This window comes from Scandinavium goeteborgense, from assembly GCF_003935895.2.
Taxonomy (GTDB): domain Bacteria; phylum Pseudomonadota; class Gammaproteobacteria; order Enterobacterales; family Enterobacteriaceae; genus Scandinavium; species Scandinavium goeteborgense.
The window spans coordinates 89,665-109,951 of record NZ_CP054057.1 but is presented as its reverse complement, the minus strand read 5'-3'; the positions used below and the strand labels follow the sequence as shown (position 1 = coordinate 109,951).

14 protein-coding genes and 4 pseudogenes are annotated in these 20,287 nt (G+C 46.2%); 14 read left to right on the top strand and 4 right to left on the bottom strand.

Annotation, left to right across the window (positions count from 1 at the left end; all coding sequences use genetic code 11):
- Positions 1–223: 223 nt before the first annotated feature.
- Positions 224–493: pseudogene (locus A8O29_RS00560) on the bottom strand (IS5/IS1182 family transposase); the annotation flags it as partial.
- Between the two features lie 87 nt (positions 494–580).
- On the opposite strand from A8O29_RS00560, the pseudogene A8O29_RS00555 reads away from it, so the two are divergent.
- Both A8O29_RS00555 and A8O29_RS00550 read left to right on the top strand, forming a co-directional pair.
- Positions 581–1,612: pseudogene (locus A8O29_RS00555) on the top strand (IS110 family RNA-guided transposase).
- A gap of 305 nt (positions 1,613–1,917) precedes the next feature.
- Positions 1,918–3,092 (top strand): IS3 family transposase gene (locus tag A8O29_RS00550; protein WP_125355087.1). Its coding sequence is split into 2 segments (ribosomal slippage): positions 1,918–2,161 and positions 2,161–3,092, totalling 1,176 coding nucleotides; the frame shifts between segments, so codons are not numbered across the junction.
- A gap of 220 nt (positions 3,093–3,312) precedes the next feature.
- Here the strand turns inward: A8O29_RS00550 and mscS are convergent.
- Positions 3,313–4,152, bottom strand: coding sequence for a small-conductance mechanosensitive channel MscS (mscS, locus tag A8O29_RS00545; RefSeq protein WP_125355086.1), 840 nt, complete (start codon positions 4,150–4,152; stop codon positions 3,313–3,315).
- 235 nt (positions 4,153–4,387) lie between these two features.
- Positions 4,388–4,564, bottom strand: coding sequence for a hypothetical protein (locus A8O29_RS00540; protein WP_168713886.1), 177 nt, complete (start codon positions 4,562–4,564; stop codon positions 4,388–4,390).
- Positions 4,565–4,814: 250 nt separating this feature from the next.
- Between A8O29_RS00540 and A8O29_RS00535 the strand changes: the two genes are divergently transcribed.
- The 7 genes and pseudogenes from A8O29_RS00535 (at position 4,815) to A8O29_RS00505 (ending at position 12,896) form a co-directional block, all read left to right on the top strand.
- Positions 4,815–5,972, top strand: a complete 1,158-nt coding sequence (locus A8O29_RS00535) for an efflux RND transporter periplasmic adaptor subunit (protein WP_275942405.1) — start codon at positions 4,815–4,817, stop codon at positions 5,970–5,972.
- A gap of 43 nt (positions 5,973–6,015) precedes the next feature.
- Positions 6,016–9,129, top strand: coding sequence for an efflux RND transporter permease subunit (locus tag A8O29_RS00530; RefSeq protein ID WP_125355085.1), 3,114 nt, complete (start codon positions 6,016–6,018; stop codon positions 9,127–9,129).
- A 158-nt stretch (positions 9,130–9,287) separates the two neighbouring features.
- A complete protein-coding gene (locus A8O29_RS22920) occupies positions 9,288–9,680 on the top strand; it encodes a helix-turn-helix domain-containing protein (RefSeq protein ID WP_125355084.1) in 393 nt (130 codons plus the stop codon).
- Between the two features lie 63 nt (positions 9,681–9,743).
- Positions 9,744–10,367: a helix-turn-helix domain-containing protein gene (locus A8O29_RS00520; protein WP_125355083.1), complete on the top strand. Its 624-nt coding sequence runs from the start codon at positions 9,744–9,746 to the stop codon at positions 10,365–10,367.
- Positions 10,368–10,532: 165 nt separating this feature from the next.
- Positions 10,533–11,194 (top strand): annotated as a pseudogene (locus A8O29_RS00515) (IS1 family transposase).
- A 378-nt stretch (positions 11,195–11,572) separates the two neighbouring features.
- Positions 11,573–12,604: an IS630 family transposase gene (locus A8O29_RS00510; RefSeq protein ID WP_125355697.1), complete on the top strand. Its 1,032-nt coding sequence runs from the start codon at positions 11,573–11,575 to the stop codon at positions 12,602–12,604.
- Positions 12,585–12,896, top strand: coding sequence for a hypothetical protein (locus A8O29_RS00505; protein WP_174081174.1), 312 nt, complete (start codon positions 12,585–12,587; stop codon positions 12,894–12,896). The genes A8O29_RS00510 and A8O29_RS00505 overlap by 20 nt, the downstream gene beginning before the upstream one ends.
- Here A8O29_RS00505 and A8O29_RS00500 read toward each other — a convergent pair.
- Positions 12,864–13,657: pseudogene (locus A8O29_RS00500) on the bottom strand (IS66 family transposase); the annotation flags it as partial. The gene A8O29_RS00505 and the pseudogene A8O29_RS00500 overlap by 33 nt on opposite strands.
- Positions 13,658–15,399: 1,742 nt before the next feature.
- Between A8O29_RS00500 and A8O29_RS00495 the strand changes: the two are divergent.
- The 5 genes from A8O29_RS00495 to buk all read left to right on the top strand — a co-directional run bounded on the left by A8O29_RS00495 (position 15,400) and on the right by buk (position 20,129).
- Complete coding sequence (locus A8O29_RS00495) at positions 15,400–16,041, top strand: helix-turn-helix domain-containing protein (protein ID WP_168713832.1); 642 nt, start codon at positions 15,400–15,402, stop codon at positions 16,039–16,041.
- Between the two features lie 90 nt (positions 16,042–16,131).
- Positions 16,132–17,319: an acetyl-CoA C-acetyltransferase gene (locus A8O29_RS00490; RefSeq protein ID WP_125352781.1), complete on the top strand. Its 1,188-nt coding sequence runs from the start codon at positions 16,132–16,134 to the stop codon at positions 17,317–17,319.
- A gap of 42 nt (positions 17,320–17,361) precedes the next feature.
- Positions 17,362–18,099 carry a beta-ketoacyl-ACP reductase gene (locus tag A8O29_RS00485; RefSeq protein WP_125352779.1) on the top strand — a complete coding sequence of 246 codons (738 nt, stop codon included), beginning with the start codon at positions 17,362–17,364 and terminating at the stop codon, positions 18,097–18,099.
- A gap of 45 nt (positions 18,100–18,144) precedes the next feature.
- Complete coding sequence (locus tag A8O29_RS00480) at positions 18,145–19,059, top strand: phosphate acyltransferase (RefSeq protein ID WP_125352777.1); 915 nt, start codon at positions 18,145–18,147, stop codon at positions 19,057–19,059.
- Positions 19,056–20,129, top strand: coding sequence for a butyrate kinase (gene buk / locus A8O29_RS00475; RefSeq protein WP_125352775.1), 1,074 nt, complete (start codon positions 19,056–19,058; stop codon positions 20,127–20,129). The genes A8O29_RS00480 and buk overlap by 4 nt, the downstream gene beginning before the upstream one ends.
- Positions 20,130–20,287: the final 158 nt, after the last annotated feature.

Below are 20,287 nucleotides of genomic sequence, written 5' to 3'. Positions count from 1 at the left end.
GCTTGATGCGTTTCTAAAACCTACCACTCCGGTGAATAACAGAAAAGAACTTTATAATGCACAACCGTTTCAGCATCCTTTAATGGACCTTTTCGTCAATCGCTGAGAAGGGGGTTCTTTTTTGAGAACTGAATTATTATCAGAGTTCAACAAGTTGCGAGGCCACATGGGCTTTGTTGAATCAATCGGATTTAGATAAAAGTGCCTCCCGTCACTGACCTCTTCAGGCAATCCGCACACTTTCTGGCATCCCTGCACGCGTCATTTTGTTTATGGCACGGATCATGGCCATAGCCTCACCAACCTGCGCATCGTAGTCACGCAGCGTCAAGTGCCCACCGAACAGTTGTTTAACCCGGTACATCGCCGTTTCGGCCACCGACCGCTGGTTATAAGCCGTGTTCCATTTCCAGTAAGCATTGCTCCCGGTAAGCCTCTGCCTGGCCACCGCCTGATTTCTGTCCGCATACACCGCCGTCCAGTAATAAGCGCCATTGTAGTGATGTGATGGACGTCCCTCACTCAGCGCAAGTCCTGCCACACTTATGCAGAGTGTTCTTTTTTTCAGAGGTACTGCATCATGAACTCAATAAAAGTCATCGGTATCGATCTGGCTAAATCTGTCTTTCAGGTCTGCGTCAGGATGAGCGACGGGAGCATTGCATTTAACCGTAAGGTTTCCCGGGTTAAACTGCTGGATACCCTTCGTCAGTTTCCTGCCGGTTCGATTATTGCAATGGAGGCTTGTGCTACTTCGCATTACTGGGGACGCACTTTTCAGTCAATGGGCTTTTTCATCCGACTCATCCCACCCAACACGTAAATGCATTCACACATCACCAAAAAAACGATGCCAATGATGCGCTGGCAATTTGTGAGACAGCGCTTCGCCCGGGTATTCATTTCGTTGCTATCAAAACGGTAAGCAGCAGGATATTAAGGCTCTTCGAAGCGCGCGTCAGTTGATGGTGGAGCAGCGTACTGCTCAGGCAAACCAGGCCAGGTCACTGGCAGCAGAACAAGGGATAGAGATCCCTGTTGGTATTCATATTTTACAGCAGCGACTACCCGATATTATTGAGGATGCAGAACAGTTAATTTCCCCTGTACTACGCCAGTTGCTGTTCTCGTTGCTCGAAAACATACACTCACTTAATGAGCGTATTCTTTCTGCAGAACACTGCCTTGCGGCTCTGTGCCAACAACAACCCAAATACAAAGTGCTGATGACAATACCGGGTATTGGCCCACTTATTGCCGCTGCTTTTCTGAGTGAAGTGAATGCTGAACAGTTTACTACGGGCGGCAATTATCCGCCTGGTGTGGTCTGGTTCCCAGACAACGTAGCTCCGGTGGGAAAAGCAGCCTCTCATCCATGTCCAAGAACGGCAATCGTGACCTCAGGACGCTGATTATTCATGGTGCCCGTTCTGTTATGCACTGGGCTCATAAGCGAGATGATGCATTAGGTATATGGCTGAAGCGCCTTACTGACCGAAGGGGCAAAATGAAAGCCACGGTCGCACTGGCCAATAAACTGACACGCATCGTCTGGCGGCTACTGACTGAATCAACAAGTTTTAACATCAACAGGGCTTTCGCTATGAGTTAACCACTGTTGTGCCTGAGCAATAGCATTCCTCCTGAGTTTGCAGGTACTGATGAGAGAACGGTAAACCGACCCTGTAATAGCCTGAACTGTGCCGTGGTAGTGACATACCGATGTAGTGATAAGGAAACAGGGTGCGGATGACATCATGGCGCGGGTCATTAGATCCACCAACGACGCCGGATATATGGCAGCAAACCGTATCAACTCAGGACTTGCACAACACGGGACGTCCATATATGGCATAGTGAATTTGGCCACCTGAATAGAGGCGATATCATCACCTCATAATCAAAACAGGTGACATTATGACCGGACGTAACAGACGCAATTTTAGCCCTGAGTTTCGCCTCGAGGCTGCCCAGCTTGTACTCGATCAGCATTACACCGTTGCCGCCGCTGCCACTGCGATGAATGTCGGCAAATCCACGATGGATAAATGGGTTCGACAATTGAAAGAAGAGCGAGCGGGAAAATCACCCATAGCTTCACCCATGACACCTGAGCAGATTGAGATACGTGAGTTGAAGAAAAAACTTCAACGAGTTGAAATAGAAAGGGATATATTAAAAAAGGCTACCGCGCTCTTGATGTCAGACTCCCTGAACAATTCTCATTAGTTGAGAAACTCAGGGCGCGGATTCCTGTTGCCGTTGTGTGCAACGTGTTTGGGGTTCATCGCAGCAGTTATAAATACTGGCGGCAGCCCAGGAAGCCTGACGCCACGAGAGTGGCATTACTGAGCCTTGTGCGTGAAGTTTATCGCGAAAGTAACGGTTCAGCAGGAGCGCGAAGCATTGCCGCAATGGTCACCACCAAAGGTATAAAACTGAGCCGCTGGCGGGCAACAAAGCTGATGAAAGCGCTCAATATTATCAGCTGTCAGCAACCTGGCCATCGTTATAAGAAGGCGTCTAAGGAACACATTGAGATCCCTAATTATCTGGATCGCCAGTTTGCTGTTACCGAGCCTAATCAGGCCTGGTGCGGTGATGTGACTTATATCTGGACGGGAAAACGCTGGGCTTATCTGGCTGTTGTACTCGATTTGTTTTCCCGTAAACCGGTTGGCAGGGCGATGTCATTTTTCCCTGATTCCGCACTGACAGGTAAAGCCCTGTCGATGGCCTGGGAAGCACGGGGAAAACCGGCTAATTTACTGTATCACTCGGATCAAGGCAGTCACTATAGCAGCAGGAATTTCAGACAGTTACTGTGGAGATATCAGATAAAGCAAAGCCTGAGTCGCCGGGGAAATTGCTGGGATAACAGCCCAATGGAACGGTTCTTCAGAAGCCTGAAAACAGAGTGGGTACCGGATAATGGCTACGCGAATTTTAGCGAAGCCAGCACAGCAATAACGAATTACATCACAGGATATTACAGCCAGCTCAGACCTCATCAATATAATGGTGGTTTGACGCAGAATGAATCAGAACGATTGTTCTGGAAAAACTCTAAAGCTGTGGCCAGTTTTTGTTGACCACTTCAATTTCCGACGATCGATCCGAACACGCGCGGCCTGTTGTAGCTGTATACCGACGATTAATACTTATGCGATAATGGACATGCTGCTCGCCAAAAAAACGTCCCGAAGGCCGATGTAACGGGCTGTAACAAAGTGGCATGGCTGACCTAGAAGCCTTATTTTGGTGAGAAAATGTAAGAAAACCGGCATATGCGCAGTTTTTTACACTCATTAATCAGACCCGATGGATATGCACGTCCATCTGTGGGAATGGAATGCCAATTTTGTTTTCATCAAGAGCAATTTTAATCGCCTCTGTCATATCAAAATAGATGTCCCAATAGTCTTCATTCTTAACCCAAAATCGGGCGATATAATTTAAGGAGGAAGGTCCCATATCGTAAAGACGCACCATCAATTCACTACCAGGTATCAGCCTTTTGTCAGGGAGAATTACTTCTGTAATGACCTGCTTTACTTTATGAATATCGCTGTTATAAGAAACGCCTATATTAATTTCAACCCGACGAGACGGGTGGCGAGAGTAATTGACGATATCACCTGAGATGATTTTCCCATTTGGAATGACTACAGATTTATTATCTACAGTTCGTAACGTGGTCGAGAAAATATGAACTTCTTCAATCGTGCCTGAAACACCTCCAATTTCACAAAATTCTCCGACCTTGAAAGGGCGCAAAGAGACTAATAAGACACCTGCGGCGAAGTTTGACAGCGAACCTTGTAGGGCAAGGCCGATAGCCAAGCCCGCAGCACCAATAACAGCGATGATAGAAGATGTTTCAACCCCCATCCTGCCGAGCGCGGCAATAATGGTAAAAGTGAGCAGAGCATAGCGCAGAAGAGTACAACAGAATTGGGTGACCGTCTGGTCAACCTTTCGTGCGTTCATTAACTTACGTAGCCCACCGGCAGCAAATCGGGCAATAAGTACACCGGTGAACAGTAAAAATAGGGCAACCAAAATGTTTGTTATCATTTGGAATATCAGGTGCTCATTTTGCACTACCCAGCTTGTCGTGTTTTTTATTAATGAGAAATGTGCAGCTTTCATTTTAAGTACTCATAATTAAAAATAGAATAGTGATGTAAGAGTTTAATGAAAAGGGAACATTGAAGAGAAATGTGAGGGTCGTTCTTAAACTAATCACCTGTACGCGCATGACTTTTATGTCGCATTGCGAGATTCAATTGTTAAGGAGTTAATTAAATGAGATGGGGTGCTCTATGCAATGGAGTGATACTCCCCTCTGTATAATTATCGTATTTACTCAGAGGGGTATGACCAGTTATTTGGTCAGTAACTTACCGCAGGTCATGGTCGTTTCATGCCCACTCTTGTCCGTTACCGTCACTTTATCCCCTTGGTTCTTACCTTTACACGGGTTCTCTATATGGTCAGCAGCAAAGGCCGCGCTTGAGGATACAGAAACAAGCAAACAGATAGCAAGCATATTCTTAAGCATAATCATCCCTTATCTTTCAAAGTCTTCACGGTTTAGCTGATTATTTAAGAGATTAAATGAAAATGCAATGTCATTCCCAGCCCATTATTGAGCATTGCGCCTGTGTTAGCCCTATGGAATATAATGAGGATTATTTTATTAACACATGCCATTAAGATTTAGACACTGACTAGGTTACTGCGTGCGGGGCAGTTTATGCCGCCAAGTCATTTAATTAACAATGGCTACCAGGCATAACTAAGGAGTCTCAGTGAAACGTTATTCTAACCTATTAAATTTACAGAGAGTGTTACTGGTTACAGGTGGGATGTTGCTTATCGGTTGCGATGATGATAGTGCGGCTAAAAAATTGTCACCTCCACCTCGTGTAATAGTTATCACTGCTCGTCAATCCCCCCTAAAGATCGACACTTTGCTGCCTGGGCGCACTTCTGCCTGGCGTGTCGCCGATGTTCGCCCTCAGGTTAGTGGGATTATTCTCAAACGTAATTTTGTTGAGGGTAGCGAGGTTAAGCGCGGCGAGTCGCTTTATAAAATCGATCCAGCAAACTATCAGGCATCGCTCGTTAAAGCCAAGAGTGAATTACTCCAGGCACAAGCTTCTGCGCATATTGCCCATCTGAAGATGAATCGTTATCAGACGCTACTAGCCTCGAAATATGTCAGTCAGCAGGAGTTTGATACTGCACAGGCTAATACACGTCAGGCCGATGCAAACGTGACGTCAGCAAAAGCCGGAGTTAATACAGCACAAATTCAGTTGAATTACACAGATGTGGCTTCACCGATAAGCGGGTGGATTGGCAAATCCAATCTTACTGAAGGTGCCCTGGTCACGGTTGAACAATCGAATTCGCTAGCTACCGTGCAACAACTTGATCCCATCTATGTCGATCTCACACAATCAAGTGAGGAGTTCACTCACTTAAAGCAGGCTATTTCAAATGGACAGGTTGAGAAAACTCCTGAGACCAAAGTCTCTTTGACGCTGGAAAATGGTGAAGTGTACCCGCTGAAAGGACATCTTGAGTTTTCTGACGTCACCGTCGATCAGAGAACTGGATCTATCTCGTTACGTGCTGTATTTCCTAATCCCCAACACAGTTTACTGCCTGGTATGTTCGTCCGTGCGAAGGTAGATGAGGGGATCAAGCAAGATGCAATCCTCATTCCGCAACAAGCCGTGACGCGTAATCCGAGAGGAGAAGCCGTGGTGATGGTCGTCAACTCAGAAAATAAAGCTGAAAGGCGTACTGTTGCAACTTCGAAGGCTATTGGCGATAGCTGGTTAATCAGCAAAGGTCTGTCTGAAGGGGACAAGGTAATAGTGAGTGGCTTACAAAAAGTGAAGCCTGGTAATGCGGTGCAGCCAGAAACACCAACGCCCGCTAAAGCCTCAGCGTCATAAGTTTTTGCTTACTGAAACATAACGATGAAAGGTTGTTTTGAACATGTCTAAATTCTTTATCACTCGCCCTATTTTCGCGTGGGTGCTGGCGATTTTACTAATGCTGGCCGGTGGGCTGGCGATAATGAAACTACCGGTTGCACAATACCCGACAATTGCTCCACCTGCGGTAGCCATTACAGCCGTTTATCCAGGGGCTGACGCCAAGACTGTAGAGGATACAGTCACGCAGGTTATCGAACAAAAAATGAATGGTATCGACAACCTGATGTATATGTCATCAGTGAGTGATTCCACAGGGGCTGTTACTATTACGATCACCTTTAATTCCTCGGCCGATCCGGACATTGCCCAGGTTCAGGTGCAGAACAAACTTCAGCTGGCCATGCCACTCTTGCCTCAAGAAGTGCAACAGCAGGGAATCAACGTTCAGAAATCAAGTAGTAGTTTTCTACTGGTTGCTGGCTTTGTTTCCGACGATCCTTCAGCGACTCAAGAAGATATTACCGATTATGTTGCTTCAAATATCCAGGATTCCATCAGCCGACTGAATGGTGTTGGTGCGGTACAGCTTTTCGGCGCACAGTACGCTATGCGCATCTGGCTAAATGCAGATTCATTGAACAAATATCAGCTCACGCCGGTGGATGTGATTAATCAGCTTAAGGTTCAAAATAACCAAATTGCGGCCGGACAACTCGGCGGGGCGCCATCGATAGCCAATCAGCAGCTTAATGCATCGATTATTGTCCAGACTCGCCTCAAAGATATGAAAGAATTTGGCAATATTTTGCTGAAGGTTAATAGCGATGGTTCACAGGTCCGCCTGAAGGACATTGCCCGCATTGGGCTGGGTGGCGAGAACTATAATACCGTGGCCAAAATTAATGGCAAAGTGGCATCCGGATTGGGGATTAAGCTTGCAACGGGTGCTAATGCGCTGGATACCGCTAATGCTATCAAAGCAAAACTCAACGATCTGCAACCTTACTTTCCGCAGGGGCTGCAGACGGTTTACCCTTACGATACCACGCCGTTTATTACCATCTCGATCAGCGAAGTCGTGAAGACGCTATTGGAAGCAATCGTACTGGTATTCCTAGTTATGTATTTGTTCCTGCAAAACCTTCGCGCCACGCTTATTCCGACAATAGCCGTTCCCGTGGTTCTGCTTGGTACTTTTGCGGTACTGGAAACCTGTGGTTACTCCATAAATACCTTAACGATGTTTGGCATGGTGCTGGCAATAGGTCTACTTGTCGATGATGCGATTGTTGTGGTGGAAAACGTTGAACGCGTGATGGTTGAGGAAGGACTCCCTCCGAAAGAGGCGACGTTAAAATCGATGGAACAAATTCAGGGGGCATTGGTCGGTATTGCGACTGTACTCTCAGCGGTGTTTGTGCCGATGGCTTTCTTCGGCGGATCCACCGGGGCTATTTATCGCCAGTTTTCCATAACCATTGTATCCGCGATGGCGTTGTCGGTTCTGGTAGCATTAATTTTAACGCCTGCATTGTGCGCCACGCTCCTCAAGCCAGTAGCAAAAGGTAGCCACGCTGTGCAAACCGGTTTTTTTGGTTGGTTTAACGAGAAATTCGAAAAGAGCACAAATCATTACACCGATAGCGTGCAGAAAATCCTGCGCAAAACTGGGCGTTACCTCTTGCTGTATGTGGGGATCCTTGTGGCGATGGTGGTACTATTTATACGTTTGCCAACATCATTTCTACCGGATGAGGACCAGGGCGTTTTTATGACGATGGTCCAGCTCCCGTCGGGTGCAACACAGGCCCGAACGCAGAAAGTGCTTGATCAGGTATCGAATTACTATTTGACAAAAGAAAAAGCGAACGTCCGTTCTGTATTTACAGTGAATGGCTTTAGTTATAGCGGCCAGGGGCAAAATACAGGCCTTGCGTTTGTCAGCCTTAAATCGTGGGACGAACGTGAAGGTAAACAAAATGGGGTGAAAGCCATCATTGGGCGGGCGAATAGAACCTTCTCTCAAATCAAAGATGGTATTGTTATTGGTTTTAACCTACCGGCAATTATCGAGTTAGGCACTGCGACAGGTTTTGACTTCGAACTGATTGATAAAGCGAACCTTGGACATCAGGCGCTAACTCAGGCTCGTAACCAATTATTGGGGATGATTAAGCAGCGCCCTGATGCGCTCACCCGAGTGCGTCCGAATGGACTTGAAGACACACCACAATTCAAGCTAGACATCGATCAAGAAAAAGCACAGGCCTTGGGGATATCGCTGACTGATATCGATCAGACCGTTTCTTCTGCGTTGGGCGGGAGTTATGTGAATGATTTCATTGACCGTGGACGTGTGAAAAAAGTTTATGTGCAGGGTGATGCGCCATTTCGAATGTTACCCGATGATATCAATAACTGGTTTGTGCGTGGAACAGACGGACAAATGGTTCCATTCAATGCGTTCTCGGAAGCGCACTGGATGACGGGCTCGCCGCGTCTTGAACGCTTTAACGGCTTGCCATCAATGGAAATCCTGGGTGAAGCCGCGCCAGGAAAAAGTACCGGAGAAGCGATGCTGATGATTGAGTCAATGGCGGCGAAATTACCCGCAGGTGTTGGATACGACTGGACGGGCATGTCATATCAGGAAAGGTTATCTGGCGATCAAGCGCCTGCTCTGTATGGTATTTCGTTATTGATCGTCTTCTTGTGCCTGGCCGCACTTTATGAGAGCTGGTCTGTTCCATTCTCGGTGATGTTAGTTGTGCCACTGGGCGTGGTTGGCGCATTGCTTGCGGCCAGCCTGCGTGGGTTGAATAACGACGTTTACTTCCAGGTTGGCTTACTGACCACCATTGGCCTGTCAGCGAAAAATGCCATTTTAATAGTCGAGTTTGCTAAAGATCTAATGGAGAAAGAGAGAAAAGAGTTGATGGAAGCTATTCTTGAAGCTTCTCGTATGCGTTTACGACCAATTCTGATGACGTCATTAGCCTTTATTTTAGGTGTATTACCGTTGGTTATCAGTACTGGCGCAGGCTCCGGCGCACAAAACGCTGTGGGCACCGGGGTTATGGGGGGAATGCTCACCGCTACTTTGCTTGCAATCTTCTTTGTTCCCGTTTTCTATGTCGTGGTACAGCGCAGATTCGGTATGCAAAAAAATTAATAATTAACAATGAATAACATGAAGCCAGTGATTAATTCTCGCTGGCTTTTTTTTCGGTCCAGTATTGGATGTGGCTAAAAATGGACGCTTTGCTATTATTGTTCCTCCAGCTGATTAATTAGCACCTAACTTAATTGAAATAAGTAAGTCACTTCCATATGAACAATAAGCATCAATTTCAGTATATTGCTATTAATGAACATACGCGGGAGTTCCATTCCGATCTCGCTGAGACATTAAGTGAGTGGATTCATCAGAACATTGAAACGAAGATAACGATTAATATGTTGTCGGCTGTTTCTGGTTATTCGAAATGGCACTTGCAAAGGGTGTTCAAAAGCAATATGGGGGTCTCTATTGGACATTACATCATTAACTGCAGACTGGAAAAAGCGTGCAAAAGTCTGATTAGCGAAACTGTAACCATTTGTGAGGTCTCAATTCGTCTGGGATACGAGAGCCAACAATCGTTTAATCGCACTTTCAAGCGTGTAATGGGTATGACACCGACAGCTTACCGCGACCAGGTTTCTGTTGAGCATTTGTATTAATAGGGAAGTTTGTTTACTCGTGCGTGAATAATAAAAAATATGTTTTCGGAGAGGCGTTAAACAATGAAATATGCCAAGCCATCACAAGATATCCAAAAGATTATAGACGTTTGTCAGGGTTTAACAGTGGCTTTACCTTATGAGCACGGTAAATCACTTAAACTGCCAAATATACAATCTGGCAATGTTCTCTTTCTGACCAGTGGTGCAGTGAATGTGTATCGTGCACAAGATGACCTGTTAATCTCGGAACTCAAGTCGCCTTATATATTTGGCATTATTCATAGCGAAATAGAAAGTCATTATTGTTATATAAAATCATCAACACATGCAACTTTCACCACTATTAATTACGATGAATTTACACGCCGATTGAATGAAAATAACCTTTGGCCAACTCTATTTAAAATCGTCTCGCACATGGTGACTTATTTTATTAGAAGAGATCTTCGTTTGGTTAACCAGAACAGATATAATGTGGTTAAATCATTTCTTCATGAGTTAAATGAGTTGCCTATTGAAAAAAAGAGTAAAACAACGGTGACAAACTACATCGTACGCCGATCCGGGCTATCGCGCAGTGGTGTAATGGGAATATTATCAGAGCTTAAAAAGGGGCAATACATCGCACTAAGTGATAAAGGACACTTGTTATCTTTGAATGATAGCATACCCGATAACTTTTAAAGTATGAGCGAGGCCTTACTCTGTTTCATTATTTCCGTAAGCCTGTGTAATTATGTTCAGAACAAGCACATTATTCACAAGAGTCTTCATATCAGCATTTTTTGGGTCATGTATTCAATCCGTTGAACATCAGATAAACTCTCCGTATTTATCGAGGGGATTTTGATGGCTAAGGTTGATGTAAAATGTCCGTTTTGTAAACAAACACCCCGGTGAAAAGGCATGGACATGGGTGTACCGGGCATCAACGTTATCGTTGCCAGGCATGCTGCCGAAGCTTTCAACTTGACTATGAATACCGTGCTTGCCAGCAGGGTATGAAGACACAGATCATTGATCTTGCGATAAATAATGCAGGTATCCGCGACACCGCTCGGGCATTGCATATCAGCATTAATGCCGTGGCACGCACGCTAAAAAACTCTCGCCGAAAATTATTGCCTCTCTTCCACTGGATAATCTGCAAATTCAGCTCATTTGCGAAGTGGATGAAATGTGGTCCTTTGTTGGCAATAAGAAGAAGCAACGCTGGCTGTGGTACGCATGGGAACCTCGCCTCAAACGTATTATTGCCCATGCTTTTGGTCGCAGGAGCAGGAAAACACCGCGCACGTTACTGGGGTTACTGTCAGGTTTTAATATGGCCTTTTGGTATACAGATAATTTCAGCGCTTATGACGTGTTACCGAATGAAAGCACATCACGGGTAAGCTTTACACACAACATATTGAGCGCGAAAACCTGTACCTTCGCAACAGACTAAAACGCCTGAAATGCATGACAAGATTATTGGCACGTTTATCGAGCGTGAGCATTATGCCTTGTAATACCATTCACCATATTGAATACACAACCGATTATGACTCCGCTACAAGTTAGACGTTTTTGTGCCACAGAAGAAAAAGGTGAACCTCTACGAGATGGCATTTACCTTTGGAGTAGAATCGAGTGGTTTGACTACTATCTTCCCCGTATTTTTCAGACTATTGTGGATCTAATGGGGTTGAGGAAGATGCGGGCCTGCAATTAATACAACTTATTGCTGGTGATGACGGCTCACCGTATCAGGCTTTTTAAAACGGGAGCGACATTTACCGTTATGCTAAATAGCTGCGCGGAATAGTAGATCACTTAAAGGGAACTCAGCCCGGATTGTGCGATCTGATCAATCGCCAAATATCCCACATCACCAACCGGACTGAGCGATGCCGATCATAGCACCCATACCCCGTATCGAACGACGCCTGATGCAGAAAACCATCCATAAAACGCGTGACAAGAACCATGCCCGCAGACTGACCGCCATGCTGATGTTACACCGGGGAGACCGTGTCAGCGATGTCGCCAGAACACTCTGCTGTGCCCGTTCATCTGTCGGTCGCTGGATTAACTGGTTTACGCTGTCGGGTGTTGAAGGTCTGAAGTCCTTGCCCGCAGGGCGCTCTCGCCGCTGGCCTTATGAGCATATCTGCGCACTGTTACGTGAACTGGTAAAACGCACTCCCGGTGATTTTGGCTATCAGCGTTCACGCTGGAGTACCGAACTGTTGGCAATAAAAATCAATGAGATAACCGGATGTCAGTTGCATGCCGGAACCGTTCGTCGCTGGCTGCCCTCTGCCGGGCTTGTGTGGCGCAGGGCGGCCCCGACCCTGCACATCCGTGACCCACATAAAGAGGAGAAGATGGCGGCAATCCATAAGGCACTGGAAAAATGCAGCGCAGAGCATCCGGTCTTTTATGAAGATGAAGTGGATATCCACCTCAATCCCAAAATCGGGGCAGACTGGCAACTTCGTGGGCAACAAAAGCGCGTGGTAACACCGGGACAGAATGAAAAATACTACCTGGCCGGGGCGCTGCACAGCGGTACCGGAAAAGTCAGCTACGTTGGGGGCAACAGCAAGAGTTCGGTGCTGTTCATCGCCCTGCTGAAACACCTGAAAGCCACATACCTACGGGCAAAAACCGTCACGCTTATCGTGGATAACTACATCATTCACAAAAGCCAGGAAACGCAGCGCTGGCTGAAAGAGAACCCGAAGTTCAGCGTAATTTACCAGCCGGTTTACTCGCCGTGGGTGAACCACGTAGAGCGACTGTGGCAGGCGCTTCACGACACAATAACGCGCAATCATCAGTGTCGTTCAATGTGGCAACTACTGAGAAAAGTTCGTCATTTTATGGAAACCGCCAGCCCGTTCCCCGGAAGAAAGCATGGTCTGGCAAAAGTGTAGCGGTATTAGACGCAGCTATTTAGGTATGGCAGATGTCAATGATATTGATTTTTTAGCCTATGCGTATTTTAACGAGGGTAATAGTGCGTATATCCGGTATGCGACCTTGCCGCAGATGACTTGCTCGTTGTCATACACGTCGGCTCTGAACGTTGCTGTTTATGCCAAAGGGGATACGGTACCAGAGCCTCAAGAAGCGATGACATTGCAGGTACATATTAATAATTATGGCTCGACAGTGAATGTCGTTAAATACATTGATGCGTTTCAGCTCTTCATTATTGAGGGCTGAGGGCGTGCGAACGTGCGAACGTGCGAACGTGCGAACGTGCACATCATGGCTCTTTTGGCGGGCATGAGCCAATGCAGGCAGTTTCCTTTTTATGGCCGTCACGGTAAAGCTCATTGAACCCGGCGTAAGTATCCGCCTGCAGCACATCTCTGAATCCGGCCATATGGGTCTGCGGATGGATGCCTTTTCTGTCCGGGCGGTACGGGAATCAGACCGCAGGTGGGAACGCTGACCTGGCGTGACGATCGGCATGAACGTACGTCCACAGCTGCCTGATCTTCGTCGTTTTATTGCCCGGCAACAGCAGCGGGGTTGGCTTATCGTCCGCGTGGAGTTTGCCGTTAGTCAGCACATAGTCTTGAAGAGCTTCATCAAGTGGTGCTAACAACCGGCAACATGTATCGACTCAGCTCCTCCCACTGCCGGATGAACATCTATGACTGACGATACAGCGGCGCGTGCCATGCATATTTTGATGTGAGTACCCGGGCGAGCAGTTCCGGTCCGGTGATACCGCGTCTGATGGGCCGTGAAATTGCCGAAGCCTGAACGATATGGTCGCACTTCGTGCATGCGTGTTTTTTCTGCACGGTGCGGATAACCCGGAAGGCACTACGCATCAGTTCCTGCTGTTCGGCCGTATTTTCACCCAGATAACTCAGCGATCCCCCATAGTCCGGGCAACATGGCTCTGTCGTTAGCGGGCACTTTTCGTCACGGGGAAGTGATTTAGGGAAGGGGCTGTTCATACGGGTTTTTTTACCATGCTCATTCGCCAGCGACCTTACGGGCAATGGAGCAGGTCGCGGCCCATTGTGAGTTATAGGTATCCTGGTTTTCCAGAACCATACGAAATGCACGTTGACGAAATTCAGGAGGAAATCAATTGCGTTTTGTCATCCTGGTTACATCTCGCAATGAGTGACGTCTCTAGGATTACCGGGGTAGTTCTGTAGCAGTCGCGAAAGCAGAGCTGAATTGTAATAAATGACCACGCTTCTGAGTAACCGTTCGCGTTGATTACTGATTTCAGGGTCTGCTTGGAAAACTGAAAACAAATCACAACTAGACTACTTTTCAACCAAAATACTCTTGCCTATCCCCCGCACTACGTGGTTGATTTTTTCTGTGTCCAAAGCTGAACTATTATGTACACCATTTGCATGCTCGAACGTAAGAAAAATCACAACCTGACAGTGGCGTAGATAGTCATAACGAATCCCTCTGGGTTATGTTTACACCATCATTATAAGATATTAAATTAGGTTCATATCCTGAGGAAGTCCATTCCATTCGTTAACAATAAATTCTCACCTTATTCAGAAGATAGGCTGATCATACCGTAGCTGAGATTATGCAGAGCACCGATAAATACTTTGCACAGAAAATCACCTATGAACGGCCCCTTTGCAACCGTTACGTTTGCTGAGGACAGCACTACGAAGGCGTGCATGCAGCCGTAACTGAAGCGACGACTAGGTGGCTTTCACTCACAGCGTTCCTCATACTTGCTGCGCTATCAGCACGAGGGTTGGCACGACTATGATAATGAGAAGTTCGTCTGCAGAGTCGACGCAGCACTTGCAGAAGGGTCATCTGGCTCTGGCCGGGGCGAGCGTGACCCGGATGAACGGCAGAGGGACAGGGTTTACTAGGCCCTATACTGGGCTAAATTTTTCGCCCCACCGCAGCTGGATAATATGGATGAGTGTTGATTTATGAGGCGTAAATTTTGATAGCTATCAAGTGTCATTGATCATGGATCGTTTTGGGGTCGCTATTACCGGCTAGCCAATTCATTGCCCGATTGCGCTAGCACTTAAAGAGCGGTAGGAGGTGCAACCTCGTATGCATCCGGGCAATGGCGGTACATCAATAATCATGTCTAGGGTAAGCGGCTTTAAAGTCGGTTCAAGTAAGGGATTTTTAAGCGTCACTTACAGTTAATGCACCATAATCTGATGAGAATATTCAAATGGAATTGGCTCACTAACCGTTTATTTTAGTTTCCATCCGGAATCATTTTCCTGACGGTGTCGCTGAGCAGCGGTTTGATTTTATGTACTTCTTCAGGTGACAACAGTAACGCATCACACACAGCATAAAAGTCACCATTCAAATGGTGTATGAGTATCTCGATAGCAGTAACGTAATATTCCATATGCTCCCCATCATCGCTGTTGCTAGTTGCTAGTTGCTAGTTGCTAGTTGCTATGGCAAGAAATCTAATACTTCATGCGCGAATAGTAAATGTCCAGTTTTGCCAAAAAATATTATCCCTGGCCAATTAGTTAGCTAAATCCAAGTCCACTATAGGAGTTTGACATTTATATTTTAGGTTATAAGCTTGTTGTCAACAAGCCATGCTACATATGCTTGTAATATGTTCTAAGTGGTGATTGGACATTAAAAGTGAAATATACAGAAAATTATATTCATTTAATAAAAGCGCCTTAATAATTAAGATAAAATATGAATTGGTGAGGGGCGCATGAGCGTAAAAATGATCAAAAAACCAATCGGTAGTATGTTGTCGCTTATTGAATCATTTTTGCCACATGCAAAAGAAATGATCTCACCGCGCATGAACGAAAAATATACAACCACTACTTCCAGGATCAGCGGTAATGTGTGTTGTCTTAGTAGTGGTGTTTTTGAAATATATAGGTCTTGTGACAACCTTCTTATAGCTGTCGCCGAAGCTCCCTATATTATGGGGATTGCAAATATGTTATTAACCCCCGGTTCTTTTACCCCCTCAGAAGAAATTTATGTTGTTGCCGAAAGAGACGCTCAAGTTTTGTGTATTGCCCCTGCCAAAGCATTCTCCATTCTTAAAGATAATGACCTGCTCATTGATGCCATGCGCGTGCAAGCTTACAACATGGCATGTTTGCTACGCATAAACATTGATAATATCAATCACTCTGCCTATGAACTAGTAAAGCTAAACTTACAAGAAATTAATGGTTTGCCTGCCGAAAAAAAATCAAGGGTGAATGTCTGTAATTACATTACTAAGAAAACAGGATTGGCGCGAAGTGGTGTCTCCGCCATTATCTTGTCAATAAAGAAGGGTGGGTACGTGCATATGGAAAAAGGCAAGTTAATTTCTATTCTGAAAGATTTTCCTGAAGCATACTGATGTTTTATACGAAAATGCCACTCGTACTGACAAGCATGAAAACTCTAACCGATCCAATCGGTCACATTTTTACAACGGAGAGAAAATGTAATGCAAGACAATGACGTTGTTATTTTAGATGCTGCGCGCACCGCAATTGGTATGTTAAATGGCGCATTATCCAAGATACCCGCCACAACAATAGGTGCAGCGGTTGTTTCCGATATCATGCAGCGGTTAGCGATTGACCCAAAACACATTGATGAAGTGATCATCGGACAGGTCCTAACTGCTGGCGCAGGCCAAAACCCCGCTCGTCAGACCAGTATCGAAGCGGGATTACCGGAAGTTGTCTCTGCCTTGACCATTAATAAAGTGTGTGGCTCAGGTTTAAAAGCGGTGCAGCTAGCGTATCAAGCGATTCGTAACGGTGACGCAGAGTTAATCATTGCGGGGGGTCAGGAAAATATGAGTCTTGCGCCACATATTCTTCGAGGGTCTCGAAATGGCGTAAAAATGGGACAGTGGGTGATGGATGACTCGCTGCTAAAAGATGGTCTAACCGATGCATTTCATCATTACTCGATGGGAATTACAGCAGAAAATATAGCACAGCAGTTTGGCATTTCGCGCGCAGAGCAAGATTCGTTTGCCGTGGAATCGCAATATAAAACTGTTGCAGCCATGCAGGATGGCAAATTTATTGATGAAATTGTCCCCATTTCTGTTCCTGTCAAACGTGGGCAGACCGAACGTTTTGCTCAAGATGAATACCCCCGCCCCAAGACAACGCTTGAACAACTTGCTCAGTTGAAACCTGCTTTTAAAGCTGAGGGTTCCGTCACTGCAGGTAACGCTTCAGGTGTGAATGATGGTGCATCGATGCTGTTGATTTCATCAGGCCGTATGGCTAAAAAATTAGGGCTTAGGCCTTTGGCCCGTATCAAGGCATGCGCGACCGCTGGGGTTGATCCACAAATCATGGGCACCGGTCCGGTAGAAGCTTCTCGACGCGTGCTTGCGAAAAGTGGCTGGCAAGTGAATGACCTTGATTTGATTGAGTCCAACGAGGCTTTCGCCGCCCAGGCAATTTATGTCAACCGAGCCATGGAGTGGGATCCTTTACGGGTGAATGTCAACGGGGGAGCCATTGCATTAGGGCATCCAATTGGTGCTTCCGGTGCCAGAATCCTAGTCTCTCTACTGTACGAAATGGAAAGACGGCAGGCAAAAAAAGGATTAGCGACATTGTGCATTGGGGGTGGCATGGGGATTGCCATCACGCTCGAAAGAAACTGATTTTTTATTAGTGCTTAAATATATTTAAATTCTGGAATTATGATGAAAAAAATTGCGATTGTAACGGGTGGTACCCGCGGTATTGGTGCAGCTATTTCTCGGAAATTACTTGAAGATAATTATCACGTGGTTGCCGTTGCGACCAATCCGGCTCGCAGTAAGCAATGGGTCGATGAATTACATCATGACGGTTTAACAAATATCGAAACGGTCGCCTGTGACATTACCGACCTGGATATGTGCTGTTCGCTGGTGGAAAGCGTACAGCAGAAACATGGTCAAATTGATGTCCTGATTAATAATGCCGGTATTACGCGTGACACCACCTTCAGAAAAATGAGTAAACTTGAGTGGAGTTCGGTCATTGATACTAATCTGAATGGTTTATTTAATATGACCCGCGCGGTGATGGACACTATGCTTGACCGCCACCATGGCCGAGTGATCAATGTATCGTCTATTAATGGTCAGAAAGGTCAGTTTGGACAAGTCAACTATTCCGCCAGTAAGGCCGGGGTACATGGCTTTACCAAAGCACTGGCTCAAGAAGTCGCCAAAAAGAATATCACCGTTAATACCGTTTCCCCTGGTTATATCGATACTGAAATGATGCGAGCAGTTCCTGAAAATATCCGAGAAAACATCCAGAAAGACATTCCTGCGGGTCGTTTCGGAAAACCAGAAGAAGTCGCTTCACTGATCGCATATCTGGTCAGCGACAACGCCGCGTTTATTACGGGTGCTGACTTCTCTATTAATGGCGGTCAACATATGTACTGATTATGGATTAAGCCCATTTTCAATCGTATTTAATAAGGCGTAAGTATGCTTAAATCACTGGAACAATTTGTTACGCTCGCAAAAAAAAACGGTAAGAAACGAATTGCCGTTGCGGCCGCTGAAGACCTTTATACTCTGGATGCTCTCAAGCACCTCGTTCAGGCCGAATTAGGGACGCCGGTATTGGTCGGTGACAAAGAAAAAATAACCAAACTGGCAGACCTTCTCGAATTTGACATTAGTGAGTATGAAATTTTTCACCAACCGGACCTGGCACTTTCCTGTGCAAAAGCGGTTGCACTGGTTAAAGAAGGCAAAGCCGACCTGTTGATGCGTGGCCTGGTGGATAGCGCAATTTATCTGAGGGCCATTTTGCATAAAGAAACAGGGTTGCGTGGATCGGGGCTGATCAGCCAAATTGCGTTTCTTGAAAGCCCACGCTATCACAAGTTGATGGCGTTTACCGATTCGGGGATCAATATATCCCCTACGCTGGCGCAAAAGAAAATGATGATCCAGCAATCAGTAACCGTTTTTCATCAGTTAGGGATTAAAAACCCCAAAGTTGCGGTTATCGCTGCGACAGAAAACGTTAAAGAGGCCATTCCAGCCACTACCGATGCAGCAATGTTAAGCATGATGAATCGGCGCAATGAAATCGCTGAGTGCGTGGTGGATGGCCCTTTATCCATTGATTTGGCATTCAGCAAATCCTCTTGTTGGCATAAGCAATTGGAATCAGAAGTGGGTGGTGATGCTGACCTGGTTTTATTCCCAGATATCAACAGCGCGAATGCCTTTTATAAAACCATGACGTTATTCGGCGAGACGAGTGGGGCAAGCTTAATTCTTGGCACCTGCGCCCCTGTCGTTTTCCCTTCGCGTTCTGACACCTCCGAAACAAAATTCTATGCAATGGCTTGTGCCATTGCTGTTTGCCCGACAGGGAGATCCGCATGAAAATCCTGGCGATTAATCCGGGTTCGACGTCGACGAAAGTTGCGCTGTTTGAAAACACTACTGCGCTGTTTAATGTCACCCTGAATCACCCGGTATCGACGCTTTTCGGATTCAGAAGTGTGATTGAGCAGAGGCAGTTTCGCCAACGGGCCATTCTGAATGTATTGAAACATCATGATATTGCGCTAGCTGACATCGATCACTTTGTCGGTCGGGGTGGTTTGGTTCGTCCGTTAAAGAGCGGCGTATATCGGATCAACGATGCTTATTTAGATGATGCCGCAATCGGTTTGAACGGTGAACATGCCTCTAATTTAGGCGGAATTCTGGCGCATGACCTGGCTCAATCCGTTCGTAAAGATGCCGTGGCTTACACCGTTGACCCGGTGGTCGTTGATGAATACGACGATATTGCCCGGCTATCAGGAGTACCTGAGATATCCCGCGTAAGGAGCTTTCATCCGTTAAACCAGAAAGCCGTCGCCAGGCGTTATGCCAAAGAAAGAGAGTGCGACTACGACTCTCTGAATCTGATTGTCGCGCATCTCGGCGGCGGGATCAGTGTAGGCGCACACCGTAAGGGAAAAGTCGTTGACGTCAATGCCGCATTGGGCGGCGATGGCCCTTTTTCGCCTGAACGATCGGGCGGTGTTCCCCCGCTCGCGCTTATCGATATGTGCTACTCAGGGCAATATTCCTACGATGAGATGTATCGCAAAATCATCGGCGAAGGCGGGGTATATGCCTATCTTGGCACCAAAGATATGCGTGTCGTCGAAAATCTGGTTGACGCTGGCGATAAAGAGGCAGAACAGGTGCTCTCCGCGATGGCTCTGCAAATCGCCAAGGAAATTGGTGCCTGTGCGGCGGTGCTTAATGGTGAGGTCGACGGAGTCATCTTGACTGGTGGCATCGCTCATAGCCGATTTATCGTGGAGAAAATTCGCGAACGTATTCATTTCTTGACTCCGAACTTTATTGTTTTTGCCGGGGAAGACGAAATGCAGGCAATGGCTGAAGGTGTATACGACGCCCTTTCCAACAAAACCAGGGCAGTGCTTGATTATTAACTACCAAGTGGGGAAACCCCTAGCATTTAATAAATACTAGGGGGATATAAGAAAAATAACATCCACCTTATTGCTATATTATTTCTCATTTATTTATTCATTTCACTAAGGGTCAAAATATACAACCACATTAGAGATTTCATCTATAAATAATGCAT